Annotated in this window: 26 protein-coding genes; 11 read left to right on the top strand and 15 right to left on the bottom strand. The window is 68.4% G+C overall.

Annotated elements, in window-relative coordinates; translation table 11 throughout:
- Positions 1-223: PIG-L deacetylase family protein (locus WBL05_RS00645; protein ID WP_424223067.1), on the bottom strand; the 223-nt coding region annotated here is incomplete at its 3' end.
- A gap of 42 nt (positions 224-265) precedes the next feature.
- A complete protein-coding gene (locus WBL05_RS00640) occupies positions 266-1,432 on the bottom strand; it encodes a mandelate racemase/muconate lactonizing enzyme family protein (RefSeq protein WP_424223066.1) in 1,167 nt (388 codons plus the stop codon).
- Positions 1,433-1,499: 67 nt separating this feature from the next.
- On the opposite strand from WBL05_RS00640, the gene WBL05_RS00635 reads away from it, so the two are divergent.
- On the top strand, positions 1,500-2,123 hold the full coding sequence (locus WBL05_RS00635; RefSeq protein ID WP_424223065.1) for a GOLPH3/VPS74 family protein: 624 nt from the start codon (positions 1,500-1,502) through the stop codon (positions 2,121-2,123).
- Positions 2,124-2,138: 15 nt separating this feature from the next.
- On the opposite strand, the gene tsaA is transcribed toward WBL05_RS00635, so the two are convergent.
- Both tsaA and WBL05_RS00625 read right to left on the bottom strand, forming a co-directional pair.
- A complete protein-coding gene (gene tsaA / locus WBL05_RS00630) occupies positions 2,139-2,819 on the bottom strand; it encodes a tRNA (N6-threonylcarbamoyladenosine(37)-N6)-methyltransferase TrmO (protein WP_424223064.1) in 681 nt (226 codons plus the stop codon).
- Positions 2,816-3,835, bottom strand: a complete 1,020-nt coding sequence (locus WBL05_RS00625) for a LacI family DNA-binding transcriptional regulator (protein WP_424223063.1) — start codon at positions 3,833-3,835, stop codon at positions 2,816-2,818. Before WBL05_RS00625 ends, tsaA begins: the two co-directional genes overlap by 4 nt.
- A 264-nt stretch (positions 3,836-4,099) precedes the next feature.
- On the opposite strand from WBL05_RS00625, the gene WBL05_RS00620 reads away from it, so the two are divergent.
- Genes WBL05_RS00620 through WBL05_RS00610 form a run of 3 tightly spaced genes read left to right on the top strand, consistent with a single transcriptional unit; the run spans position 4,100 to position 6,913 of the window.
- Positions 4,100-5,140, top strand: a complete 1,041-nt coding sequence (locus WBL05_RS00620; RefSeq protein ID WP_424223062.1) for a Gfo/Idh/MocA family protein — start codon at positions 4,100-4,102, stop codon at positions 5,138-5,140.
- Between the two features lie 37 nt (positions 5,141-5,177).
- On the top strand, positions 5,178-6,071 hold the full coding sequence (locus WBL05_RS00615) for a sugar phosphate isomerase/epimerase family protein (protein WP_424223061.1): 894 nt from the start codon (positions 5,178-5,180) through the stop codon (positions 6,069-6,071).
- A 35-nt stretch (positions 6,072-6,106) separates the two neighbouring features.
- A complete protein-coding gene (locus tag WBL05_RS00610) occupies positions 6,107-6,913 on the top strand; it encodes a VOC family protein (RefSeq protein ID WP_424223060.1) in 807 nt (268 codons plus the stop codon).
- 77 nt (positions 6,914-6,990) lie between these two features.
- Here WBL05_RS00610 and WBL05_RS00605 read toward each other — a convergent pair whose 3' ends face one another.
- Together WBL05_RS00605 and WBL05_RS00600 are read right to left on the bottom strand one after the other, a co-directional pair.
- The gene (locus tag WBL05_RS00605; RefSeq protein ID WP_424223059.1) at positions 6,991-8,400 is read right to left on the bottom strand and encodes an Nramp family divalent metal transporter; all 1,410 of its coding nucleotides are present in this window, start codon (positions 8,398-8,400) and stop codon (positions 6,991-6,993) included.
- 106 nt (positions 8,401-8,506) lie between these two features.
- Positions 8,507-9,232 carry a PIG-L deacetylase family protein gene (locus WBL05_RS00600; protein WP_424223058.1) on the bottom strand — a complete coding sequence of 242 codons (726 nt, stop codon included), beginning with the start codon at positions 9,230-9,232 and terminating at the stop codon, positions 8,507-8,509.
- Between the two features lie 49 nt (positions 9,233-9,281).
- On the opposite strand from WBL05_RS00600, the gene WBL05_RS00595 reads away from it, so the two are divergent.
- From WBL05_RS00595 to WBL05_RS00585, 3 genes are all read left to right on the top strand, one after another.
- Positions 9,282-10,181: an AEC family transporter gene (locus WBL05_RS00595; RefSeq protein ID WP_424223057.1), complete on the top strand. Its 900-nt coding sequence runs from the start codon at positions 9,282-9,284 to the stop codon at positions 10,179-10,181.
- Between the two features lie 75 nt (positions 10,182-10,256).
- Entirely contained in the window at positions 10,257-11,180 is a 924-nt protein-coding gene (locus WBL05_RS00590; protein WP_424223056.1) for a DUF808 domain-containing protein, read from the top strand.
- A 43-nt stretch (positions 11,181-11,223) separates the two neighbouring features.
- Positions 11,224-12,714, top strand: coding sequence for a DUF1846 domain-containing protein (locus tag WBL05_RS00585; RefSeq protein ID WP_424223055.1), 1,491 nt, complete (start codon positions 11,224-11,226; stop codon positions 12,712-12,714).
- A gap of 12 nt (positions 12,715-12,726) precedes the next feature.
- Here the strand turns inward: WBL05_RS00585 and WBL05_RS00580 are convergent, their stop codons facing one another.
- A complete protein-coding gene (locus WBL05_RS00580) occupies positions 12,727-13,542 on the bottom strand; it encodes an isocitrate lyase/PEP mutase family protein (protein WP_424223054.1) in 816 nt (271 codons plus the stop codon).
- Between the two features lie 144 nt (positions 13,543-13,686).
- Between WBL05_RS00580 and WBL05_RS00575 the strand changes: the two genes are divergently transcribed.
- The 3 genes from WBL05_RS00575 to WBL05_RS00565 are packed head-to-tail and all read left to right on the top strand — an operon-like array spanning position 13,687 to position 16,438.
- Complete coding sequence (locus tag WBL05_RS00575) at positions 13,687-15,138, top strand: protein adenylyltransferase SelO (protein WP_424223053.1); 1,452 nt, start codon at positions 13,687-13,689, stop codon at positions 15,136-15,138.
- Positions 15,139-15,185: 47 nt separating this feature from the next.
- Positions 15,186-15,539: an MFS transporter gene (locus tag WBL05_RS00570; RefSeq protein ID WP_424223052.1), complete on the top strand. Its 354-nt coding sequence runs from the start codon at positions 15,186-15,188 to the stop codon at positions 15,537-15,539.
- Positions 15,536-16,438 carry an MFS transporter gene (locus tag WBL05_RS00565; protein WP_424223051.1) on the top strand — a complete coding sequence of 301 codons (903 nt, stop codon included), beginning with the start codon at positions 15,536-15,538 and terminating at the stop codon, positions 16,436-16,438. The genes WBL05_RS00570 and WBL05_RS00565 overlap by 4 nt, the downstream gene beginning before the upstream one ends.
- Positions 16,439-16,448: 10 nt before the next feature.
- Here the strand turns inward: WBL05_RS00565 and WBL05_RS00560 are convergent, their stop codons facing one another.
- Positions 16,449-17,009: a protein-L-isoaspartate O-methyltransferase family protein gene (locus tag WBL05_RS00560; RefSeq protein ID WP_424223050.1), complete on the bottom strand. Its 561-nt coding sequence runs from the start codon at positions 17,007-17,009 to the stop codon at positions 16,449-16,451.
- A gap of 13 nt (positions 17,010-17,022) precedes the next feature.
- Positions 17,023-18,000: a metallophosphoesterase gene (locus WBL05_RS00555; protein WP_424223049.1), complete on the bottom strand. Its 978-nt coding sequence runs from the start codon at positions 17,998-18,000 to the stop codon at positions 17,023-17,025.
- A gap of 354 nt (positions 18,001-18,354) precedes the next feature.
- Here WBL05_RS00555 and ftsH point away from each other — a divergent pair, with 354 nt between their 5' ends.
- Positions 18,355-20,394, top strand: coding sequence for an ATP-dependent zinc metalloprotease FtsH (gene ftsH / locus WBL05_RS00550; protein ID WP_424223048.1), 2,040 nt, complete (start codon positions 18,355-18,357; stop codon positions 20,392-20,394).
- Between the two features lie 69 nt (positions 20,395-20,463).
- Here the strand turns inward: ftsH and WBL05_RS00545 are convergent, their stop codons facing one another.
- From WBL05_RS00545 to WBL05_RS00520, 6 genes are all read right to left on the bottom strand, one after another.
- Positions 20,464-21,807, bottom strand: coding sequence for a dihydrolipoyl dehydrogenase family protein (locus WBL05_RS00545; RefSeq protein WP_424223047.1), 1,344 nt, complete (start codon positions 21,805-21,807; stop codon positions 20,464-20,466).
- A 43-nt stretch (positions 21,808-21,850) separates the two neighbouring features.
- Positions 21,851-22,504 (bottom strand): SIMPL domain-containing protein, encoded by a 654-nt coding sequence (locus tag WBL05_RS00540; RefSeq protein WP_424223046.1) that lies wholly within the window; start codon positions 22,502-22,504, stop codon positions 21,851-21,853.
- Positions 22,505-22,610: 106 nt separating this feature from the next.
- Entirely contained in the window at positions 22,611-23,207 is a 597-nt protein-coding gene (locus WBL05_RS00535; RefSeq protein ID WP_424223045.1) for a methylated-DNA--[protein]-cysteine S-methyltransferase, read from the bottom strand.
- Complete coding sequence (locus WBL05_RS00530) at positions 23,204-23,698, bottom strand: RNA polymerase sigma factor (RefSeq protein ID WP_424223044.1); 495 nt, start codon at positions 23,696-23,698, stop codon at positions 23,204-23,206. Before WBL05_RS00530 ends, WBL05_RS00535 begins: the two co-directional genes overlap by 4 nt.
- 148 nt (positions 23,699-23,846) lie before the next feature.
- On the bottom strand, positions 23,847-24,113 hold the full coding sequence (locus tag WBL05_RS00525) for an HPr family phosphocarrier protein (RefSeq protein WP_424223043.1): 267 nt from the start codon (positions 24,111-24,113) through the stop codon (positions 23,847-23,849).
- Positions 24,114-24,142: 29 nt separating this feature from the next.
- On the bottom strand, positions 24,143-25,731 hold a 1,589-nt coding region (locus WBL05_RS00520; RefSeq protein ID WP_424223042.1), incomplete at its 5' end, for a PTS fructose transporter subunit IIC.

Raw genomic sequence — 25,731 nt, 5'->3', positions numbered from 1 at the left:
GGACGGTGCCGTGCTCGCCGCCAGTGGCGAAGACCACCACCACCCGGTGGCCCCGCTCGGCCGCGAGCATCATTGTGCCGGCGGTCTGGCTGGCCTCGTCATCGGGATGGGCATGCAGGAAGACGATTGTGGACACATCGCAATTGTTCCAGCCTTCAACAACGCATCTGCGCCACGACCAATGCACGCCTCGACGCGGCCAACGTCCTTCAGGCGGTGGCATCGACGATCACGGTGGCCCGTGTCTCGCCCGATGTCGCCCGAACTAGTGGTCGCTGAAGTCGCGCACCGCCTCCTGGTCGACCTCAATACCCAGCCCCGGACGGTCCGGGATCGGCAGGCAGCCGTCTACCAGTTCGAATCGCTGGTCGCTGATCTCGGTGCGCAGCGGGTTGGGGCTCTGGTCGTACTCCAGGGCGGGATCGTTCTGCAACGGGTGCGCGACGAAGGTGTAGGGGATCGGCGGGATGATGGCGATCGCCTGCAGCGCGGTGGCCAGTGCGACCGCCGACCCCCACACGTGCGGCACCACCCGCACGCCACGGGCTGTGGCCAGGGCGAGGATCTTGGTGAACTCCGACAGCCCGCCGCAGCAGGAGATGTCGGGCTGGATGATGGCCGGGCGGCCTTCGGTGATGAACCGGTCGAAGCCGTACCGGGTGAAGTGCGCCTCGCCCCCGGCGATCGGGACGCGCAGGCGCTGCGACAGCGCCCGGTAACCGGCCAGATCCTCCGGCACCACCGGTTCCTCGAACCAGCCGACCCGGCACTCCTCGAGCACCGCGCCCATCTGCAGTGCACCGGCCAGGTTGTAGGCGTGGTTGGCGTCCACCATCAGCTCCGGTGCACCGCCGATGGCGTCCCTGACCAGCCGGACCCGCCGGGCGTCGTCGGCCAACGGCAGCAGGCCCACCTTCATCTTCGCGGCGGTGAAGCCAGCCTCGAAGAAGCCGGTGAACTGGCGTGCCAGGGCGTCACGTTGGGCGTCCGAATCGGTGGTCGCCGAATAGTAGCCACCGGTGGCGTAGGCGAGCACCCGATCGCGGAATGATCCCCCGAGAAGTTCGTGAACCGGGCGTCCCAGCGTGCGGCCGTAGGCGTCCCACAGCGCATTGTCGATCGCGCTGATCGCCTCGATATAGGTTCCGGACTGGCCGAAGTCGCGGGTGGCCGCGTACATCCGCTCCCACGCACTCAACGGGTACACCTCACCCATCTCGGTGAGCAGCGGCGCCAGCACGTCATGCACGCAGGTGGCCACCGGAGTCGGCGGACCGTACTGCCCGCCCTCACCCCAACCAACCACGCCGTCGGAGGTCTCCAGGCGCACCAGCAGGCTGTTGCGCTGCGGGAACGGTGCCTGGGACGAGTAGAAGCTCTGTGCGCCGAGCCTCACGCGGGGGATGAAGGTGTCGATGCGGGCAATCCTCAAGGCGGCCTCCTCGCCGGTCGAATGATCACAGAGAAACTAGCACGCGTCCCGCCGCTAGCGTGGGGTCATGGAAGCCTGGGACAACCTCGCCCACCAAGTCACCTTGTTGGCGATCAATCCGGAGACCGGCCGGGTTCGTCGGCGCACCGACCTGGCCCTGGCCACCGCCGGCGGGGCACTGGCCGAGCTCGCGCTGCAGGAGCGGGTCAGCCTGGTCAACAAGAAGGTTCGGGTGCACGACCCCCGACCGACGGAGGACCCGTTGCTGGACACCATGCTGCGGGTGCTGGCCGAGCAGGGCGAACGACGGCCAACCCGGATTCTGGACACGGCACGGAAGGCGTACCTGAACCAGGCGCTGGGTGAGCTGGTCACCAACGGGTGGGTGATCCTGACGCCCGGTTCCGGGCTGCGTGGTGACCGCTACCGGGTGGTGGACACCGAACGGCTCGAGCGGATCCGGCAGGAGGCGGCCGCCGCGCTTCGCAACCCAGAGACCGTGCCGGCCCGGACCGCCTGCCTGGGCGGGCTGGCGGCCCAGTTGGCGCTGGCCAAGGAACTCGTCCCGGAACTCAACTGGCGCCAGCGATGGTCGGCCAAGTCGAAGCTGGAGCGCCGCGACTGGGTGGTCAAGGCGATGCGGGACGTGATCTCGGCCCGGCAGGCGGCTGCCGCAGCTGCCGCCAGTTGAGTGTTCGGCGGCGCCTCAGTCCAGTGGGTCGACGGACCGGACGACCAGGCTGCCCCCGGCCACGCTGAACCTGACGTTCAGGCCGGCGAAGCTGAGCCCGTAGAGCCGGCCAGGGTCGTCCTGATAGGCCGGCCGGGGGTCCTCGGCAAGCAGCCCGCGAAGGGCGTCCCTTTTGTCGGTCGGGATGCCGGCGAGCAGGTCGTCCGGGATCTCGACCTGCAGGCGGTGCCGCTGGTTGGCGGTGGTGAAGCCGAACCGGGCGTCGGGGTGGACGTCGTCGGCCACGTAGGGCTTGATGTCGAGGATCGGTGTGCCGTCCATCAGGTCGGCGCCCCCGACGTGCAGCACCGGGCCCAGCCGCGGGTCGTACTCGACCTGCAGCAGTCGCACCGAGGACAGCCCGATCGGGTTGGGGCGAAACGGCGACCTGGTGGCGAAGACGCCCATCCTCGTCTCACCGCCGAGCCGCGGCGGCCGCACCATCGGCGACCAGCCCTGGCCGTCGGGACGCACGGCGGCCGAGAACTCCCAGATCAGCCACAGGTGGCTGAATCCGGCCAGGCCGCGCACGGCGTCCGGATTTCGGAAGGGCGGCTCGAAGACGACCTGGGCGCGCAGTTCGGGCACCAGACCGGCCTGCCGGGGGATGCCGAACTTGGCGGGGAAGTCGCTGTGGATCCTGGCGATGGTGATCACGCGGCCGCCCTCGCTGCGGCGGTGGAGTCGCGCACCACCAGCTTGACCGGCAACAGCACCGGCTGCTCGCTGCTGCGGGCTCCGCCAATGATCGCCAGCAGGTTGCGCACTGCGGTGCTGCCCTGCAGCGCCAACGGCGAGGCGACCGAGGTGAGCGCGGGTACCGTCAACGCGCCGCTGCGGGAGTTGTCGAAGCCGATGACGCTGACATCGCCCGGCACCGAGACCCCCTGGCTACGGAGTCCACGCACGAAGCCGATCGCCATCACGTCACTGGACGCGATGACCCCGGTGGTCGGGTTCTGTGCCCAGCGCTCGGCCGCCCGCACTCCGCCTTCGACCGTGGGCTGGTTCGGACCGACCCGCCGCACCCGTAGGTCGAGCTGGGTGCCGACCTCCTCAAGTGCCCGCCAGCGGATGCCATCGGTCCAGGACGTGGGCGGACCGGCGATGTAACTGATCTCGCGGTGGTCCAGGTCGTGCAGGTGCTCCGCGGCCCGCCACACCCCGCCGGCACCGTCGGTCAGCACACTGGGCACGCCGGTGACGATCCGGTTCAGCACCATGATGGGCCGTTGCTTGGCGATCGCCCTGATCCCGGAATCGGGCAACCGCGGACTGGCCAGCACCAGCCCCTCGACAGCCGGCAGGAAGGTGTCGACCGCGCTTCGCTCGCGGGCCTGGGACTCCTGAGTGTCGCACAACAGCAGGGTGTAACCGGCAGCTTCGGCGGCCTCTTCCGCTCCCCGGAAGACGTCGACGAAGACCGGGTTACCGATGTCGGCCACAACCATCGCCAACAGCCGGGTCTGCAAGTGGTTCAGGGCTGGGGCGACGTTCGCGCGCCGGTAGCCGAGTCGGGCGGCGGCGGCGCGCACCTTCTCGGCCGTAGCCGCGCTCACCCGCCCCGGCCTGGCCAGCGCCCGCGACACCGTCGACGGGGCGACCCCGGCGTCCCTGGCAACGTCGTAGATGGTCGGCACCTGATCAGCCTCGGCCGGTCGCTCGCTGTCCATGACACGCAACGGTAGATGCCCGTCAATGTGGACTGCCCTCGGGGCAACTCGGAACACCAAGCGAAGTATCCGGACTTCCCACCCGCACTTCTGACAACATCTGGCAACGCCTGCCAGCTCCTCGGGAAGCACGATTAGGGTCCGATTCCTGGTCGTGGCGTTCATCCCGGACCTTTCGCTGTGGCCGTCGGGAGTCATGGGTCTTGTCGCGATGTCCTGATCGACGAGGCCCTTCGAAATCAAGCCAGGCAACATGGAGGATTCATGACTCAACGAGTCAGGGTGGGCATTCTTGGGCTGGGGGCTGCCGGACGGATCCATGCCCAGGCGCTCAGGGAGCTGTCCGACCGCGCCGAAGTCACCGCGTTCAGCGGTGTGGACGCCGCAGACGCAGTCAGCGTCGGGTGGCCCGGGGCAGCGTTCCTGGAGCCCGACGACCTGGTCGGTGCTCCCAACGTGGACGTGGTAGCGGTCTGCAGCCCGAGTGAGTATCACGGCCGGAACGCCATCTCTGCGCTGGAGAACGGTAAGCACGTGGTGGTGGAGAAACCCCTCGCCCTGACTGTCGAGGAGGCCGACCGCATCGTCGAACTCGGGCGCGAACGGAACCTGCTGGTGTCACCGATCTCGCAACGGCGGTTCGAGACCGACTACGCCGAACTGAAGAAGCTGCTTGGTTCCGGCGCGCTGGGCGAGGTCCGCCTGGTGACCACACACGCCCATTGGTGGCGGACCAATGAGTACTACCAGGCGGCGCCCTGGCGGGGCCGGATGTGGAGCGGGGGAGGCTCCCTGATGAACCAGGGCGTGCACACCGTCGACCTGATCCAGTGGCTGTGCGGTCGGGTGGTGGAGGTGACCGCCCAGTACGGCACCCTCGGACACCAGATCGAGGCCGAGGACACCACCGTGGCGACGTTGCGCTTCGCCAGTGGGGCCTTGGGGCTGTTGAGCACCTCGACGGCCACCCCGCCGGGATCGCCGGCCACCGTCGCGATCTACACCGACCGCGGCGTGGTCGAACTCGGGCAGGGCGGAATCCTGCGCTGGGAGGTCGACGGGGTCGCACCGCCGGCCGGATGCGGCAACGGCGCCAGCGGAGCGGCCGACCCGCTGGCCATCGGCATCGAGGGCCACAAGACCCAGTGGCGGGACGTGCTGAATGCCCTGGCCGAGGGCCGGGAACCGGCCGTCACGGCGGAGTCAGGAGCAGCCGGGGTCCGGCTGATGTGCGCCATCTACGAATCGGCCGATACCGGGGTCGCGGTGCGTCCGACCGACCTGTCGCGGACCCTGACCTGGTGAAGCGCCCTATGCACCACAAGATGATGGGAGGAACAGTGTGGCTCCACGCATAGCAGCAAACCCGATCCCGTACTGGCTGAGGGGAAAGGTCTCGGCCGAGGGTGCCAAGACCTTCGAGAACCTCGACCCGGCGTTCAGGGACCTGGCCGAGATCGGGTTCAAGGCCGTCAAGGCCGATGTGCCCGAGGGCATGAGCACCGCGGCTTACCTGGCCTGGCTGGACAGCTATGGCCTCGTGCCAGCCGTGAGCCTGTACAACTCGACGTTCGATCGGACGCTGCCGATCGCCGAGGATGTCGAACGGGCGAAGCGGTTCGCCGCCCAGCAGCGTCAACTCGGGCTGGACGCCACCATGCTGTGTCCGATCTTCGTGCCCGAGCGGTTGGGCAAGCCAGCCGTCGGAGCGAACTTCGACGCCGGCCGGCTGCAGAACGTCATCGCCGACATCGCCACGGTGGCCGATGCGCTCATCGCCGAAGGCATCCGGCCACTGTTGCACGGCCATGTCGGCGGCTGGGTCGAGACCGAGTACGAGCTGCGGACGGTGCTGGACACGCTGGGCCCGGAGCGACTGGGCTTTGGGCCGGACACCGGTCACCTGACCTGGTGCGGCATGGATCCGGCGGTCATCATCAGTGACTACGCCGACCGGGTGGGCGCCATCCACCTCAAGGACGTCTTTCCCGACCACATCGGGAAGACCGAGGAAACCGTCGAGCTCAGCTACGGCGAGACCGCCCAGACCAGGCGGCTGTGGGCCGAGCCGGGCAAGGGGGTCGTCGACCTGCTCGGCGTCGTCGAGGCGATGCCGGTCGACTACGCCGGCGATTACATGATCGAGGTCGACGTCCCCAGCATCCCGAGCGCCTACCAATCGCTCAAGGAGTCGTACGAGTGGGCCGTCCAGAACCTGCGCGGCGTCGAGATCTGAAACCACCACGCGAGAACAACAATCAGGAGAACAGAATGATCTACGAGCTGAACCACTTCGGCATCTTCGTGCAGGACCTGGCGGAGGCGCTGCGCTTCTTCCGCGACGGATTCGGTTTCGAAGTCGTCTTCAACAAGCTGAACGAGAAGACCAACACTGACATCGTCTACCTGCAGGTCGCCGGTGGCATGATCGAACTGCTCGCCCCCCGCACCCCGAGCGCGGACCAGAAGTTCGGTGTCGACCACATCGCCTTCCTGAGCAATGACCTGGACGCCGACTACGAGCGGCTGGTCGAAATGGGGGCCGGCGAGCTTGAGCGACCGCGCGTCGCCGGGACGGGGGAGGGCCGGCTGGCGTACGTCACCGATCCGAACGGGGCCAGCGTCGAACTCATCCAGCGCGACCTGGTCATCCGCAGGGCGAAGCCGGTTGAGCACGAGCACGTCGTCGCGTTCGACCACTACTCCATGTATGCCAATGACCTGACCGCGGCCCGCCGGTTCTACCAGGCCGGGCTGGGCATGGAGAACCTCATCACCTGGCCTATCCCCGAGCGGAACCTCGTCATCGACTACCTGCACTACGGCTACGACGTGCTGGAGCTGCTGCACGAGGGCCAGGCGATGGACAGCCAGTTCCCGCACTTCGCGCTGCGGGTCGAAAACGTCGACGCAGCGGTGGACAGCCTCGCCAAGAAGGGCATCAACCCCTCAGTCGAGCCCTGGCCGCTCAAGGTCGGCACCGGCAAGCAGGTGCAGTTCACCGACTCCAACGGAGTTACCGTCGAACTGCTGGACCGGGTCGACCTCCGCGAGCTCGAGGCCCCGCAGGGCGCCTGAGCGCCCCCTGCACGACGCGCCAGCCGGCACGGGCGGTCACCGCTGCTGAGGCCACCCGTGCCGGCAGGCAGACGATGCTAGCCGATGATGTCGTACAGGCCGATGGCACCGACCGCGAAGATCGCGACGGCCGAGATGATCAGGTAGATCATGAAGACATTGCCATCCTTGATCCGCTTGTCGGTCTCGGTGAACGACAGGTAGACGGTGGCGACCGCGACGACCATCAGGTAGATCGCGTTCAGGGTGCCGCCCAGGATCACCAGCGCGAGCGGTTGGGCGACCACGGTGGCCAGCAGACCCCAGCTCACCGGCATGATTATCATCAGCAGCCGCATGACGAAGTTGCGGCGCCGGGCGTCGGTCCACTTGTACACGCCGAAAACCGCCAGGGACGCCGATGTCTGCCGGGCGAGTCCGGGGACGTTGGCGAGGATCGTCTTGTACAGGGCGATGGCGGCGAAGACCAGGAAGACCGGACCAACCCAACTGCCGATGGTGTCGGTGAAGATTCGCGAGATGGTGGCGATCAGCTCGTTGCCCCTGACCTCCAGGCCCTGCTTGTACAGCACGGTGGCGCCCAGCATGTAGAAGGCGGCAGTCGACATGGTGTAGATCACCCAGGCGATCCACGCGTCCTTCTTCATCACCGAGATCCAGCCGCGGGCGCGGGCGGCCCATTCGTCCGAACCGTCGTTCGGGCCGGTCCAGGCGGCATAGCCCTTCTCGACCACCCAGAAGCTGTAGCCGGAGATCTCGCCGGCGCCGACACCCGTGAGGCCGAACATCGACAGCGCCACACCCATCGACCCTGCCGCGATCCGGAACCGCATGCCATCGGCCAGTTCGGCGCCGGTCCAGGCGAACTGGGTGAACTGGATGCCGAAGACCATCGCGACGATCAGGAAGGTGACCACCACCACCAGGAAGGTCGAGATCACCTCGATCAACTCGTACTTGTTGATCTGGTGAATGATGATCGCGATGACGATGAAGATCCACACCCAGATGCCCATCGACAACGGCGACATCGGATCACCACCGAACGGCAGCAGCATCGACATCGCCAGTGCCGCCGACCCCACCACACCGGCCTGGCTCGCCATGAACTGGAAGAACATCAACAGCACGATGTAGGACGCCCAACTGCGTCCGGCGATCCTGGGCGGGACCTCGTCGTAGCCGAACATGCCGGGCCGGCCGGTGGAGATGGACCAGCGGGCCAGCTCGATCTGCACAGCCACCTTGACGAAGGTGGACACGAAGACCAGCCACAGCAGCACCATCCCGACACGCGAGCCGAGGGTCGTGGCGGTGATCAGCTCTCCCGATCCGACGACCGCAGCGCTGGTGATCATGCCCGGGCCGAGGAACCGCAGGCTCGGTCCCCAGCCCTTCGGCGGCTCCATGATCTTGGAGGGATCGAGCACGTACGGGTCGTCTTGCGCCTCGGCTGGGATGACCTGAACCTCGATAAGTTCGGGCACTGATCCCGGGTCTGGCCCCGATTGCCGGCAGTTTCGGTCCCTGGGACCGGTGTCTGCCCGCCACCTCAGCCCTGCCGGGCTAGTGGCCTGCTCGGGCAGGCTCCGGCTAAAGCCCGATGACCTCGAAGGTGACCGCGTACGGCACTCCCACGGCCTCACCCACCGACCTCGCCATCTGCTCAAGGAACGGCCGCGGCTTGGCCATCGGGTGGTCGCCCAGAGCCTCCAGGTAGACCCGGTGCGCCTCCAGCGAGGCGACCCCGGCGTCGAAGCTGTCGGTGACGTCCACGTAACCATTCGACTGTGGGCTGGCCGCGACCAGAAGGTACCTGGCCGACCATGGCACCAGGTCCTCCTGGTGCACCAGGTCGGGGAAGACCCAGCGGTTGGCGGCGTCCCGCACCCCGTCGAGCACCGCCCGCCCGACGGCGATGTGGTCAGCCTGGTTCGGTGTCGCTGGTCGCCAGTAGTCGTGGAAGTTGCCGGTGATGACCACCTCTGGACGCAGCAGGCGCACCGCACGGGCGATGTCCTTGCGCAGTTCGAGGCTGTAGGTGACCGTCCCGTCCGGGTAGTCGAGGAAGTCGACCTTGTCCACACCCACCAGCGCCGCCCCGGCGATCTGCTCCTGCACCCGCAGCGGGCCGGCCTCCGCGGGTGGCACCGAGTCGATGCCGGCCTCGCCGCGGGTCACCAGCAGGTAGCTCATCTTCTTGCCCTGCCTGGTCCAGCGGGCGACGGCCGCAGCCGCGCCGTACTCAAGGTCGTCCGGGTGGGCCACGATGGCAAGGGCGGTCGTCCAGTCCTCATCAATGGCGCGCAATTGGGTCATGACGATCACAATAAGTCGGATCGGACCGGCAGGTCATAGGGTGTGGGTCATGCCCAGCTCACTGCTCACTGTCATGCTGCCGGTCTTCCTGGTCGTCGCGGTGGGCTTCGTGCTGGCGCGCCTGTTCACCATCGACCAACTGAGCCTGAACAAGGTGCAGTTGTACGGGCTGACGCCGGCGCTGGCATACAGCTCGATCATGACCACCGAAGTCTCGTTCGCCGACGTCGGCCGGTTGGCAGCCGGCTACTTCGGTTCGCTGCTGGTGGCCGGGCTGCTGGCCGCCCTGATCGTCCGGGCCCTGCCGGCCGAGCGCAGGCGCGGGACGATCGGCTCCATCGTGCTGGGCAACAACGGCAACTTCGGGCTACCGATCGCGTTGCTGGCACTGGGCCAGCCAGGTCTGGACCAGGCGATCGTGATCTTCATGTTCGCGATCGTGTTGCTGTGGACGCTCGGGCCGGCGTTGTTCGGCGGCACACTGACCGTTGCCGGGGTGGCCGGCAGCATCTTCCGGCTGCCGGTGATCTGGACGATGGCGCTGGCCGTGGCGTTCCGGTTGGTGGGTTTCCAGCCGCCGCCCGGAGTGGCCACCGGTATCGACATGATCGCGGACGCCTCCATCCCGATGATCCTGCTGGCGCTCGGCATTCAGCTCGGCTACGGCAAGCGGGTGATAGTGAACGCGGCGGTGGTCACCGCGGTGCTGGCCAAGCTGCTGCTGGTGCCGGCGGTCGGCCTGGGGGTGGGCTGGCTGATCGGCCTGCGCGGCCTGGAACTGCAGTCGATCGTGCTAGCCATGGCGATGCCGTCAGCGGTCAACGTCTTCCTGTTGGCGCTGGAGTACGACCACGATGCCGACACGGTGGCCAGCATCGTGGCGGCGTCCACGCTGCTCAGCCTGGTAACCATCTCGCTGGTGGTGGCCAACCTGCCGTTACTGGCCTGACCAGGACGAGCGTCCCGGCCGCGATGGCCCGCTGCGGGTGGTGCGCCCCACCGCGGGGACTGTTAACCTGCGCCGATGGCAGGTGGACTGGCGGCACTGCTCGACGACGTGGCGATGATCGCCAAGATGGCCAGCAGCGCTGGCAGCAAGGCGATCGGCGTGGTGGTGGACGACTCCGCGGTCACCCCGCGCTACGTGCACGGCTTCGAGCCGGCGCGGGAGCTGCCGATCATCTGGCGGATCGCCAAGGGGTCGCTGCGCAACAAGCTGGTCTTCATCCTGCCGGCTGCCCTGCTGCTCAGCCAGTTCGCGCCGCTGCTGCTCACCCCGATCCTGATGCTGGGCGGGCTCTACCTGAGCTTCGAGGGCGCCGAGAAACTGCTGGAGTACGTGACCGGAGAGCACAGGCACAAGACCGAGCAGGCGTCCCCGGTCGTCGACATCGGGGTGAACCGGGAGGACCAGATGGTCCGCGGCGCCATCACCACCGACCTGATCCTGTCCGCCGAGATCATGGCCATCTCGTTGAACGCGGTTGCGGGGGCCGATTTCTGGCCGCGGGCACTGGCGTTGGTGCTGGTCGCCATCGGCATCACCGCTCTGGTCTACGGCACCGTGGCGCTGCTGGTGAAGATGGACGACATCGGGCTGCGGCTCACCGAGGGCGAATCGGCTGGTCGGCAGCGGCTGGGACGCGGGCTAGTGGCGGCGATGCCGAAGGTGATGTCGGCGCTGTCGGTGATCGGTCTGGTGGCGATGCTGTGGGTGGGCGGCCACATCCTGCTGACCGGAGCAGACACCCTCGGCTGGCACGCGCCGTACGAACTGGTGCACCGGCTGGCCGATCCGGCGCACGCGGTGCCGGGGGTGGGCGGCCTCCTGGCCTGGTTGGTCGACACCCTCGCTTCGGCGATCGTGGGCGTGCTGGTCGGCCTGGTCGCGGTCGGGCTGATGCGGCTGTTGCCGTTCGGACGCCACGATCCGCACGAGCAGGGTTGAGCCTCGGGCTATGATCCCTGCGGACGTCGGTGCAGGGAGGAAGATGCAGCAGATCGGGTTCGACCGCGACAAGTACATCACCCTCCAGACCGAACAAATCCTCGCCCGACGCCGGCAGTTCGGCGGCAAGCTCTATCTGGAGTTCGGCGGCAAGCTCTTCGACGACATGCACGCCTCCCGGGTGCTGCCCGGCTTCACCCCCGACAACAAGATCGCCATGCTGGAGAAGGTCGCCGACGACGTCGAGATCGTGATCGTCATCAGCGCCCTCGACCTGGCGAACAACAAGGTGCGGGCCGACCTCGGTATCCCGTACGAGTTCGACGTGCTGCGGCTCATCGACGAGTTCCGCTCCCGCGGGCTGTACGTGGGCAGCGTGGTGATCAGCCACGTCACCGAGGAGAACCGGCAGGCCCGCAACTTCAAGCGCAAGCTGGAGCGGCTCGGGCTGAAGGTGTACCGGCACTATCCGATCAGGGGCTATCCCAACAACGTGTCGCTGATCGTCAGCGACGAGGGTTACGGTCGCAACGAGTACATCGAGACCACCCGCGACCTGGTGGTGGTCACCGCGCCCGGCCCGGGCAGCGGCAAGATGGCCACCTGCCTGTCGCAGGTCTACCACGACTACCGCCGGGGCATCACCTCCGGCTACGCCAAGTTCGAGACCTTCCCGATCTGGAACCTGCCGCTGGACCACCCGGTCAACATCGCCTACGAGGCTGCCACCGCAGACCTCGACGACGTGAACATGATCGACCCCTTTCACCTGGCCGCCTACGGCGAGCAGGTGGTCAACTACAACCGGGACGTGGAGGTCTTCCCGGTGCTGAACAGGCTGTTCGAGCAGATCCTCAGCCACTCGCCCTACAAGTCGCCGACCGACATGGGCGTCAACATGGCCGGGTTCTGCATCAGTGACGACGAGGTCTGCCGGGCCGCCTCGAAGCAGGAGGTGATCCGGCGCTACTACAAGGCGCTGGTAGCCGAGCGCCGGGAGGAGCTGGAGCCTGTCCAGTCCGACCGGATCGCATTGCTGATGAGCGGCCTCGGCCTGGTCAGCCAGGACCGTCCGGTAGTCGAGCCCGCCCTCGAGGTGGAGCGGCGCACCAAGGCGCCCGCGGCGGCGATCCAGTTGCCAGACGGGCGAATCGTGACCGGCAAGACCTCGCCGCTGCTGGGGTCGTGTTCGGCGATGCTGCTGGACGCGCTCAAGGCGCTTGCCGGCATCGACGACGAGGTCAAGCTGCTGGCCCCGGAGACCATCGAACCGATCCAGACTCTGAAGACCAAGCACCTGGGCAGCCGCAACCCGCGGCTGCACACCGACGAGGTGCTGATCGCGCTGTCGGTCAGCGCGAACGGGGACGCCAATGCCCGCCGCGCGCTGGCCGAACTGCACCGGCTGCGCGGCTGCGATGTGCACACCACGGTGATTCTCGGCTCGGTGGACGAGGGCATCTTCCGCAACCTGGGCGTGCAGGTGACCAGCGAGCCGGTCTACCAGTCGAAGAAGCTGTACCGGAAGCGCTGAGCCCTTCCCGGCTCAGCGCTCACGCTGGACGAACAGGGCGTCCACATTGGGCAGGTCCGCGAACGCGGTGAACGTCCCGGTGGCGGCGATCTCCCGGGCGGCGGCGAGGAAGCCGCCCCAGGCCGCTCGGGCCAGCGTCCCCCCCACGCTGATCCGGCGAACCCCGATGGCGGCGGCTTCGGCGACGGTGGTGAAGGGCGCGTTGATCAGCAGGTTGACCGGCTTGGGCGCCACGGCGGACACCACTGTTCGAACCTGCTCGATGGTGACCAGGCGCGGTGCATAGAGGCAGTCCGCGCCTGCCGCCGCGTAGGCGCGGAGCCGGCGCACCGTGTCGTCGATGTCCGGGCGGCCAACCACGAACCCTTCTGACCGGGCCGTCAGCAGCACACCGGTCCCGCTGTCATCGATGGCCTGGCGGGCCGCCTGGACACGTTCGACGGCGAGGGCCTGGTCGTGGAGCGGCTCTGCGGAGTGCCGCGTCGAATCCTCGATCGACAGACCTGCAATACCGGTGGCCGTGGCCCGAAGCGTGTTCTGGTACACCAGCCGCGGGTCGGCGGCGTAGCCGTCCTCGAAGTCGGCGTTGACTGGCACGTCGACGGCGCCGGCGATCACCTCGAGGTGCCGCAGGGCCTGATCAACGGTGACCCCGTTGTCGGGTTTGCCGAACGTCCAGGCCATTCCGGCGCTGGTGGTGGCCAGCGCCGGGAACCCCAACTGCTCAAGGGCCCGCGCGCTGCCGGCGTCCCACGGGTTCGGCATCACGAAGGTGCCGCTGGCATGGAGGCGATGGAAGGCTGCGATGCGAGCTGGTTCGGTGCTCATGGGACGCTCCCTTGGACAGATGCCAGTTGGCAGCGGCAACGCTAGTTCAACGGGTGCCGCCGTTCATCCCCGCACGGACGTGCCGAGTCGGTTCTGCGTCGCATCCGCGGTGGGCAGCTTGGAACGTTTTCGTACGCTTCAGGTATGGACGCGCTGCGGCTCGACACGCTCGGCATTGACCTGGACGACAGCTACGCCCGGGCCGTCCCCGGGCTGTCGGTGGCCTGGCGCGGTGAGAAGGTCCCCGATCCGCAACTGTTGGTGCTCAACGAGGCGCTGGCCGACGAGCTGGGCCTCGAGCGGGAGTTCCTGACCAGCCCGGCGGGCATCGACCTGCTGGTCGGGCGGGCTCCTGACGGGGTGCGCACCACCGCGCAGGTCTACGCCGGCCACCAGTTCGGTGTCTACGTGCCCAGGCTGGGGGACGGGCGGGCGCTGCTGCTCGGCGAGGTCATCGACCGGCACGGCAACCGGCGCGACCTGCACCTCAAGGGATCGGGGCGGACCCCGTTCGCGCGGGCCGGCGACGGCAAGGCCGTGCTCGGCCCGATGCTGCGCGAGTACATCATCGGGGAGTCGCTGCACGCCCTCGGCATCCCGACCACCCGGGGGTTGGCGGTGGTCACCACGGGGGAGCGGATCTGGCGTGACCACGGCCTGCAGCCGGGCGCGGTGCTGTGCCGGGTGGCGGCCAGCCACTTGCGGGTCGGCACCTTCCAGTACGCCGCCGGCACCGGCGACCTGGAGCTGCTGCGGGCGCTGGCTGACTACGCCATTGTCCGGCACCACCCACAGTGCGCCGACTCAGACAACCCATACCTGGCGCTGCTGAGCGAGGTGGTCGACGCTCAGGCGTCCCTGATCGCCCAGTGGATGGGTGTCGGCTTCATCCACGGCGTGATGAACACCGACAACACCACCATCTCGGGGGAGTCGATCGACTTCGGGCCGTGCGCCTTCCTGGACGCCTTCGACCCTGCGACCGTGTTCAGTTCGATCGACCAGTTCGGACGCTACGCCTTCGGCAACCAGCCGGCGGTCGCTCAATGGAACCTGGCCAGGTTCGCCGAGACCCTGCTGCCACTGATCGATGCCGACCCGCAGGCAGCGGTCGAGCCGGCGACCGAGGTGATCCTGGACTTCGCGGCCGCCTACGACCAGGCCTACGGCCGGCTGATCGCCGCCAAGCTCGGGTTGCCCGCACCGAACCGGGAGCTGGCGAGCGAGGTCCTCGAACTGCTGGCGGCCCAACAGGTCGACTTCACCAAATTCTTCCGGGCGCTGGCCGACGGCACCGCCGCCGAACTGTTCGCCGACCCCGCACCCTTCCAGGCCTGGTTGGGCCGGCGCCGACAGGTCGTGGGCGCCGACGAGCAGCTGGTGGCCGAGCGGACGAACCGCATCAACCCGGTCCACATCCCGCGCAACCATGTTGTCGAGGACGTGCTGGCCCGCGCCACCGGCGGCGATCTGGCGCCGATGCACCGGCTGGTCGCCGCGCTGCGCGACCCGTACCAGCCGCGTGCGGAGTCCGCCGATCTCGCCTCGCCCGCACCTGCCGACGCGCCCACGCACGTCACCTACTGCGGCACCTGAACGTCGCCCCGGCTAGGATCGTCGGGGACAACAGACAGGATGATGCGATGCGTGGGACCGAAGCCCCGGGCGGGATCCGGCCCTGGATAGTCTGGGTCGCCGGCACGCTGGCGTTCGTCGCGGCGATGTTCTCACGAACCTCCTTCGGGGTGGCCAGTCTGGACGCGGCCGAGCGATTCGGCAGTCCGGTCTCGGTGATGAGCACCTTCGTGATCGTCCAGATGATCGTCTACGCGTCGATGCAGATTCCGGCCGGCATGCTGCTCGACCGGTTGGGCAGCCGGGCCACCATTGCCATCGGCACCTCGGTGATGGCCATCGGGCAGGTCGTCCTGGCGCTGGCCACCTCGTTCCCACTCGGCCTGCCGCGCGGGTCTTCATCGGTGGCGGCGATGCCATGATCTGGACCTCGGCGATCAGGCTGATCCCGGCCTGGTTCGCGCCGCGCTACGCGCCGGTGCTGACCCAGATCTCCTCGGTGACCGGCCAGGCCGGGCAGTGGGTTTCGGCGGTCCCGCTGGTGATCATCCTGAACACCCGGGGGTGGACGCCGGCCTTCCTGACCGTCGCCGCCGCCTGCGTCGCCGGCCTGGTGCTCGACCTGCTCTTCGTCCGCGACACCCCGCCCGGCAGCCCGCAGAGCCGGCGGCGTCCGCCTGCGGTTGGGATCGCCGGGCTGCGCGAGGTCGTCTCGTTGCCGGCCGCCCAGCTCGGCTTCTTCATCCACATGGCGACCGCCTACTTCCAGTTGATCTTCGCCTTCATGTGGGGGTTCCCGTTCCTGACCCAGGGCCAGCAGCTCTCGGACGCCCAGGCCGGCCAGTTCTTCACCGTCTACGTGGCATCCGGGATCTTCATCGGCCCACTGATGGGAGTCCTCACCCAGCGATTGCCCGACCACAGGACCTGGCTTGCGCTGTCCGTCGGCACCCTCACCGCGGCCCTCTGGGTGGCGGTGCTGGTGTGGCCCGGTCAGGCGCCCGCCTGGTTGCTGGTGCCGTTGATGGTCGCGCTGGCGGCGTGCGGTCCGGCGTCCAATGTCGCCTTCGACATCAACAGCAGCTTCGTGCCGCCGCACCGGATGGGCACCGGGTCGGGGCTGGTCATCGTGGGCGGCTTCTCGGCGGCGCTGGTGGCGATAGCGGTGATCGGTGCGGTGCTGCAGCTGGTCGGCGGATCCCAGCCCGGACCGGACGCCTTCCGGATCGCGATGGCCACCCAGCTGGTCATCTGGTTGTTCGCGGTCGCGATGGTGCTGCACTCGCGGCGCAAGCTGCTGGCCGGTGGCGAGCGCGCCTGAGACCCGCCGGCTACCGGATCAACGGGACGAAGCTGTACCAGCCGTGGGTGGTGACCTCGTCGTCCCCGTCCACCCGGCGCACCACCTTCTGCATCCGCCCCGACACGGGTATCACCAGGACGCCGGAGTCAGCCAACTGGGTGACCAGCTCGTCGGGCAGCCGGTTGGCCACCGCCGAGACCAGGATGCGGTCGAACGGCGCCTGCTCGGGCAGGCCGAGGACGCCAGGCTCGGCGTGCTGGACGCTGGCCCAGGGCCAGTCGGTGAGCGCCTCATTGGCCCGCTCAACCAGTTGCGGGATCCGCTCGACCCCCAGCACGCTGCCCTGCTGACCCACCAGGTGGGCAAGCAGGGCGGTGGTCCAGCCCGAACCGGCGCCGACGTCGAGCACCCGCTGCCCGGGCCGCACGTCCAGCAGCTCAAGCATGTTCGCCACCGTGGACGGTTGGGAGTTGGTCACCTCGAAACCGATCGGAACGGGCGCGTCCATGCTCGCCAGGTGGCGCTTCTCGGGGGGTAGGAAGCGTTCCCGGCGCACCGCCCGGAACGCCTCACGAACTGGGCTGGCCATCGGGGCGGGCGGATCAGCGCCTCACCCGGATGCGTGACCGGGTGCTGGTCGTCCAGTCCTCCAGCGACTTGGCCGGGCGGCGATGCCGGGACGGGTCGGGCTGCAGGTCGAAGTCGGCGAGCGGGCGGGGACCGGCGATCACCCGTCTGACCACCCGGGTGTAGCCGTTCACGTCGGGAACTACCAGCCAGGTCACCAGGGAGATCTGGTCCTCGACGATCTCCAGGCCGGTGATGTAGCTGGGGAAGACGCAGGATCCGCTGTTGAAGTACGGCGCGTCGTTGGCCCGCGGGAACCGCTCCCGGTGCGTGTGCCCGCAGATCAGCGCGCGACCGTTGCGCAGGATCCAGCGCACATAATTCCGCTCCACCTTGTGCCGCTTGTAGCTGTTGCGGGTCGGGCTGCTCGGGCTGCGGATGCCCAGGGCGTGGGCGTACTTCCAGAAGATCCGGAAGGTGAACATCGACCACCGCCAGGCCTGGTCGTTGGCGAAGTCGCCCTGGTGGCCGTGGACGATCAGGATCTCCTGCCGGGTGTCGCGATGCCGCATCAGGATGGCCTCGTGCACGTTGACGCCCTCCAGGCAGGGCTCCAGGTCGCCGCTGTAGGGGCTGCGCACGTAGTGCAGGTTGTCGCGCACGTAGTTCGGGTCGGCAGTCTGGAAGTCGTGGTTGCCGTACAGCCGCAGGTAACGACCATGGGTGTGGAAGCGCCGGATGAACTCATAGGTCAGCGGGTACGACTTGGCGATGTGCCCGAACTTCGGCCACTCCCACAGGTCCTCGTTGTCGCCGGCCTCGATGAGGGTGAAGTCCTCGTCGTAGTAGTACTGCAGGGCTGCGTAGAAGACGTGCCGATTCTTGCTGAACTCGTCGGAGATGCTGCCGTCGCCGCGGTGGGCGTCGCTGAAGATGATGATCTTGGATGTCGGGTCGATTTCGAGCACCTCGGCGTTCCGGTACGCCCGAGATAGCCGCTCCATGGTTCTCATGGCCTGCTGCCTTTCCTAGCCACCAACTGCACCAACCATCAGGCTAATCCGCCCCGGTTCCGACCGCGCACGGATGGTGCAGCACACCTTTCAGGACGCCCAGTGTAGGTAGTCCAGTGCCCGGGTGACATCCAACCGGTGGGCGTCCGGGCCGTCGGGCGGCACCGAGACCGTCTTGTTGACCCGGCGGCTGACTTGTCAGCCGCGGAACCGGGTGCCGGATCCTGTCAGCGGGGTCATGTTTGTCGGGCGCGAAAATGGGGTGGGATGGTGGCAGCCGCGACGACCGGGGTGGGCGGGGCCCGATCGCAGCTGGGACGACCGGACCGACACGCTTGGGCACAGACTTGGAGCATGACGAGAGAGGAAACCATGAGCGGGGACAAGAACTCGGCGCAGGACGCCAGCACGGCCACCGAAGGGCCGAGACTGGTCAGGAAGAAGACCGCCGATACCAACGACTCACCCCGGCCCTGGCGAACCGAGGGCATGCCGCCGGACAATGACCGCCCCAGGCGGAACCGTTTCAGCTGGGTCAGGTGGTTGATCTGGGGCCTGCTGCTCTACGGGATGACGTTCCTGTTCGCCTCGCTGATCTCGCAGGCGACCAGCCCGACGATCACCGTGCCGTACACCGAGTTCGTCCAGCAGGTGCAGGCTGACAACATCTCCGAGGTGTACGCCAAGGGGGACAGCATCGAGGGTCGGCTGCGCGAGCCGGCCACGGTTCCGGAGAACGACGACGCCCAGTACAGCCAGTTCATCACCGAGCGGCCAACCTGGGCCACCGACGACCTGTTCGACCAGCTCATCGCCCAAGGCACCCGGGTTTCGGCGACCTCGGTGGTGGAGCAGCCGAATGTGCTGCTCAACCTGCTGTTCTCGTTCCTGCCGCTGATCCTGCTCTTCCTGTTCTGGCGGTGGATGATCCGCAAGCAGGCCGAGGCGCTGGGAGGTGGCGCCGAGGGCGGTGGGCTCGGCGCGCTGTTCGGCGGCGGCAAGAAGGCCAAGCCGGTTGACCCAGAGGAGGTCAGGGTCACCTTCGATGACGTGGCCGGCATCGACGAGGTCGAGGCCGAGATCAGCGAGGTGGTCGACTACCTCAAGAACCCGGACAAGTACGCTGCACTAGGCGCCCGGGCACCCAAGGGTGTCCTGCTGAGCGGCCAGCCCGGCACCGGCAAGACGCTGCTCGCACGGGCGACCGCCGGCGAGGCGGGCGTCCCGTTCTTCTCCGCATCGGCGAGCGAGTTCATCGAGATGATCGTCGGTGTGGGCGCCCAGCGCGTCCGGCAGCTGTTCGAGGCGGCTCGCAAGGTCGCCCCGTCCATCATCTTCATCGACGAGATCGATACCATCGGACGCTCCCGCGGCGGCTCCCGCTCGGTCGGCGGACACGACGAACGCGAGCAGACGCTGAACCAGATCCTGACCGAGATGGACGGCTTCGACGGCACCGAGGGGGTCGTGGTGCTGGCGGCCACCAACCGGGCCGATGTGCTCGACCCGGCGCTGACCCGCCCTGGGCGCTTCGACCGGGTCATCACCGTGCACGCCCCGGACGTGAGGGGCCGGGAGGAGATCCTGAAGGTGCACACCCGCAAGGTGCCGCTGGCCCCGGACGCCGACCTGGCCGCGATCGCCAAGGCCACCCCTGGCATGACCGGCGCCGAACTGGCGAATCTGGTCAATGAGGCCGCACTGGCTGCTGCCCGGCAGGGCGACAAGCAGGTCACCCAACGCCACCTGTCGGATGCGCTGGAGAAGGTTCAACTGGGTACCGCCCGGCACGTGGTGATGCCCGAGACTGAGCGGCGACGCACCGCCTACCACGAGGGCGGCCACGCGCTGCTCGGCATGCTGCAGCCTGGCGCCGACCCGGTGCGCAAGGTGTCGATCATCCCGCGGGGCAGGGCGCTGGGTGTCACGCTGTCGACACCGGAATCCGACCGGTACGGCTACGACGAGGACTACCTGCGCGGACGGATCATCGGAGCGCTGGGTGGCATGGCCGCCGAGGAGACCGTCTTCGGGGTGGTCACCACCGGTGCGGAATCCGACCTGGAGACCTCCACCAACATCGCTCGGGCGATGGTCGGACGCTGGGGCATGTCGGACGAGATCGGCCCGCTGCAGATCTACCCCGCCGAGGGCGACCCGCGCTCTCAGGGCTTCTCGGACGAACTGTTCGCCAAGGCGGACGCCGAGGCGCGGCGCATCGTGGACGAGTGCTACGAGCAGGCCAAGCAGATGCTGGTCAACAACCGAGACCGGCTGGACGGCATCGTCGAGGCACTGATGGAGCACGAGACGCTGGATGAACCGGAGGTCTACGCCGCTGCTGGCATCCCCCGGGAGGGGGCAGCGAACCCGCTGGTGAACGCCGACCGCTGAATTCGGCGACGAGCGGCCCTGCCAGCGGTTGCCGGCCGGCCCCTCGTTGCGTGCGTCAGTGCTGGGTCGTCAGAGCTGGTGGCACTTCTCCACCAGCTGCAGCCAGACCTCGCTGGCGGTCGGGTAGCTGGGCACAGCGTGCCGCAACTGGTCGATGGTGAGGCCAGCGGTGATCGCGACGGTGGCGCTGTGCAGCAGTTCGGCCACTCCGGGACCGACGAAGCTGGCCCCGCAGAGCACACCGTCCGGCCGGACCACCAGCCGCGCCTTGCCGGCCGCGTCGTCGCGCAGCAGGCTGACCCCCGAGACAGCCGACATGTCGACATCCACCGCGCTGGTGTCCGGCCAGCGACCTTGCGCCTTGTCGAGGGTGAGCCCGACGGTGGCCACCTGCGGGGAACTGAAGATGACCTGGGGTACCGGCACGTCATCCGGGAACTCCGGAGCCGGCCGGCCCAGCGCGCGGGCCTGCAACCGTTCGCCGAGCAGCCGGGCCCGGTACTTGCCCCAGTGGGTGAGCGGCGCCTCACCCGCTGCGTCCCCGACGTAGTGCAGCCACTCGGGGCGGGGGTCGAGTTCGACCCCGTCGAGGTTGGGTTTGCGCCCGGTGGCGGCCAGCACCTCGTCAACCCGCAGTTGGTCGCCCTTGCTGGTGCGGAGCGTCAGCTGGCCGCCGTGCAGGCGTCCCAGGCCGGTGTCCCGGACGTCTGCGCGTTCGGCATCGGTCACCTCGGTGTCGAGGCGGACCTCGACGTCGTCGGCCCGCAGGCCCTCGGTGACCAGCTCGCCGACGAACGGTTCGAAGCGGCCGAGCAGCCGGCTGCGGACCAGCAGGGTTACCTGGCTGCCAAGGGCGGCCATCCAGCGGGCGGCCTCGACGGCCACCACACCGCCACCGACGATGGCCAGCCGATCGGGCACCTCGACCACGCCGGTGGCGTCCCGGTTGTCCCACGGGTTGAGCGGCTGCAACAGTTCGGGGATGGTGGGATGGCTGCCGGTGGCGATGATCACCGCCTGCCGGGCGGTGAGGGTTCGGCCGTCGACCTCCACGGTTCGTTCGCCGTCACCGAGCCGGCCGCGTCCGCGGACCAGTTCGATCCCCTCGCCATCGGCCCATTCCACCTGCTCGGCGTCGTCGTAGTTGCTCACCCACTGGTCGCGGCGGGCCAGCAACTGGTCGCGGTCTACCGAGGCCGGCCGCAGGCCTTGCAGGTTGGCAGACGCCCCTACGACATCCAGCGGGTGCAGCAGCGCCTTGCTGGGCATGCACGCGTAGTAGGAGCACGACCCGCCCAGCAGGTGCGACTCGATGATCACCGCCGTCAGGTCGGTGCCGTTGATCGCGTACTGCGCCGCCACCTCACCGACGGGCCCGCCGCCCACCACGATGAAGTCGTAGGTTCCGTCCATGGTGTTCGCCTTTCCTTCGGTGGTTGTGGCAGCCGGGTCGGTGTCAGGCCCGGAAGCGTGCGTGCACGGTCTCGGAGATCTCGAGGGTGTCTGGTTGCAGCGAGACCGCCTGCTCGGCGCCGAATGCGCCGGCTGCGGCGCTGCGCATCTGGGGTTGTGCGGGCAGTGGGGGAGTGGAGCCGGGAGCGCTGGAAAGCAGGCCGGGGTCGGCCACCTCAACGATCACCACCGGGCCTGCGCCGGAAGCGGCCGCGATCGTCTTGGCCCTCCCTACGGCGTCCTGGACCGCGTCCGCGATCACCTCGCTGCGCAGCTTGCGGCGCGTCCCATCGCTCAGCTTCCAGTCCACTCCCGAGATCGTGGTGCCGGCCAGGGTGCCGACGTCGTCGACGATCTCCTGGAGGATCGCGATGCGGTGCGCGCGCACATGTATGTCGATGCCGGCGTTCCAGCGGTCGGCCATCACCTCGCCGGCGGTCGAGGTAGGCGCCCACGAGTAGGTGCGCAGCGCATCGACCACCACCCGGTCCTCGGCCGAGGCGTGCTGTTCGGCGAACTCGGTGACCGCGGCGGCGACCGCGCGGGTGCGTTGCACGACCTCCTGTTTGTCCTGGCCTTCGAACCCAACCCGCACATGCAGGACGCCGACTTCCGGCTCGACGTTGCGTGAGCTGTGGCCGACCACGGTGATCTCCATGGGCCCATAGTTGCCTCCGGGTCAAGCAAGTGGCTACACCTTGGGGGCTGCATAGCCCTGTGGTGTAGTCCTTGGGCGGCGGACGCCGGTGCTGTTGCCTCGCCGGTCATCGAGAGCCCGCTCCCTCCAGGGTGAGGAGCGCCGACTTGGCCTCCAACCCGCCTATGTAGCCGCCCAGGTGGCCGTCGCTGCGCAGCACCCGGTGGCAGGGGACCACGACCGGTAGCGGATTGGTGGCGCAGGCGGTGCCGACCGCGCGGGTGGCGTTCGGGCTGCCAACCTGCTCGGCCACCTGCCGATAGCTGAGCGTGTGCCCGTAATCGATCCTGGGCAGGTACTGCTGAACCTTCTGCCGGAACCCGGATGACAGCCGATGGTCGAGCGGCAGATCGAAATGGTGCAGGCGTCCCGCGAAGTACTCCTCGAACTGGCTGGTGGCCTGGTCGAGTCGGCTCGGAGAGTGCAGGATCCGCGGGCTCACCCGAGTGGCAAGGGTCTGCAGCACCTCGTCGAACCCTTCCCGTTCGAACGCGACCCGCAGCAGGCCACGATCGGTGGCGGCCAGCAGTAGTTGACCCACGGGTGTGTCAATGATCCGGTAGGCGACGTCCAGCAGTCTGGCCTCGGCAGCAGATACCTCGAGCCGGGCGTGCAGGCGTTCGAGTGCGTCGGGTTCGATGGGGAACAGGTCTTGGTCGTTCATGGGGCTGCTCCTGGTTGACGGTGGTTGGCGGTCAGCCGGCGCCTCAGGGTCCTGATTCCGTCGGACGAGGCGCGGCGAACCGCGGCCGGGCTCGAGCCGATGATCTGGGCGGTCTCGCTGTGCGGCAACCCACCCAGGTAGTGGTAGCTGACCGCCAGCCGCTGCTGCTCGGGCAGCTGCGCCACCAGCGCCCACACGCCGGGCGTCCTGCCGATGGTGTGCGGCACGGGTGGAGGTTCCGGCACCTGCCCGGTCGGGACCGGCCGGCGTTGCCTGGCCCGGATGATGTCAATCGTCTTGTTCTTGGCGATGCGCACCAGCCAGGCCTCGACATTGGCGTCCGCCGCCAACCCTGGCCAACCCTTGAGCGCGGCCAGGAACGTCTCCGACCAGGCGTCCTCAGCGTCCGCACCATCACCGAGCGCCGCGCGGCACACCCGCAGCACGGTGGCTCCGTGCTGCCGCACGCATTGCTCGAAGGGAACCTGCATGGTGTTCATCATCCTGTAGACGTCCGACAGCCGCAGAAAGTGAGGTGCGCAGCGCAGGTTTGTCGAGGACGACGATGCCCCGGCTGAAACCGAGGCATCGGCTGGGCTACCGGGCAGCGTGGTGGACCAGCCGCCCGGGTCGCGCCAGCTACTCTGCGTCGAGGTCTCGCTCAACCAGGGCCGCGATCTCCTCGACCGCGGCGGCATTCTCGGACTCGACTGTGACGGCCGCCCCCTTCTCGGCACCGAGCGTCATGATCATCAGGCTGGATGCGGCGTCCACCGGGTCGTCATCGCTGCCTTCCAGCGAGAGCAGGATTTCGTCGTCGTACTGCTCGGCGGCTTCGGCGATGATGGCGGCGGGGCGGGCGTGCAGGCCGACGGCCGATCCCACGGTGACGGTCTTGCTGGGCATTTGAGCTCCTTCGGTGTTTGTTGGCTGATTCAGTTTGACGTGGCCAGTGCCGACTTGGCCGGCTTGGTGGTGAGCTGCTTGGCAGCGACCACGGCGATCGCGGCGACGACGGTGCCGGCGGCCAGGGCGATCAGGAAGCCGATCTGGTTCTGCACTGCGAACAGTACGAAGATGCCGCCGTGCGGGGCGCGGAGGCCGACGCCCATCGCCATCGAGAGCGCGCCGGTGACTGCACCACCGAGCATCATCGAGGGGATGACGCGCAGCGGATCAGCGGCCGCGAACGGGATGGCGCCTTCGGAGATGAAGGATGCGCCCAGCAGCCAGGCGGCCCGGCCGTTCTCGATCTCCGGCTCGGTGAACAGCTTCTTGCGCACGGTCGTGGCCAGTGCCATCGCCAGCGGGGGAACCATGCCGGCGGCCATCACGGCGGCCATGATCTGGAAGGCGGCGTCAGTCTGTGCCGACAGGCCGGCCGTGGCGAACAGGTAGGCGGCCTTGTTCACCGGGCCACCCAGGTCGAAGCACATCATCAGGCCCAGCACCACACCGAGCACGATGGCCGAGCCGCCGGTCATGCCGGACAGGGCGTCGTAGAGGCTCTCGGTGATCCAGGCGAGCGGTCGGCCCAGCAGGATGTACATCAGCCCGCCGGTTATCAACGTCACCAGCAGCGGAATGATGACGACCGGCATCAGACCGGCCAACCAGCGGGGCACCTTGAACGAGCCGATCCACATCGCCAGCAGGCCCGCCAGCAGGCCGGTGACCAGGCCGCCGATAAAGCCGGCGCCCAGGGCAACCGAGACCGCGCCGCCGACGAATCCGGGGGCGATGCCGGGGCGTCCGGCCAGGGCGTAGGCGATGTAGCCGGACAGCGCGGGGACGAGGAACCCGAATGCCGCCCCGCCGATCTTGAACAGGATGGCGCCCAGGAAGACCAGCCCGGCGCCCCAGCCCTGGGCCAGCGCGAGGTCGGCGAGCGAACCGTATGTAGCGCAGGCGGTCGCGTCCACCCCGGTAGCCCACGACGGCAGCGCGGCGCAGTCGGGTGCCAGCGCGATGTCGTATCCGCCGAACAGGAAGCCCAGCGAGATCAGCAGGCCACCGGCTGCGACGAACGGGATCATGTACGACACGCCAGTCATCAGGGCCTGCTGGATGCGCTTGCCCCAGCCCAGCCTGGCGCCCTCGGCGCCCGGTGCGGACGACTCGGCCACCGCACCCGAGACCCGACGGGCATTGGGGTTCTTCGCCGCCGCGACGGCCTCGGCCACCATGACGGCCGGTTCGTTGATCGCCCGTTTGACTCCTGCCTCGATCACCGGCAGGCCGGCGAAGCGCTCCCGGTCCTTCACGCCGACATCGGTGGCGAAGATGACCGCGTCGGCCTGTCTGATCGTCTCGACCGGCAGCGGGGTCACCGCTCCCGATCCCTGGGTCTCGATCTGCACATCCACCCCGGCCTCCTTGCCGGCCGCGACCAGCGCGTCGGCCGCCATGAAGGTGTGCGCGATGCCGGTGGGGCAGGCGGTGACGGCCACCATGACCGGCTTGCCGGCCACCGGGGGCAGCGTGGTGGCGGCCACGGACGCGTCTTCGTCGGCGCTGGCGTTGA

Origin of the sequence: Brooklawnia sp., assembly GCF_049651565.1 — a bacterium.
Lineage (GTDB): Bacteria > Actinomycetota > Actinomycetes > Propionibacteriales > Propionibacteriaceae > Brooklawnia.
This window is presented reverse-complemented; position numbering and strand designations above follow the sequence as displayed.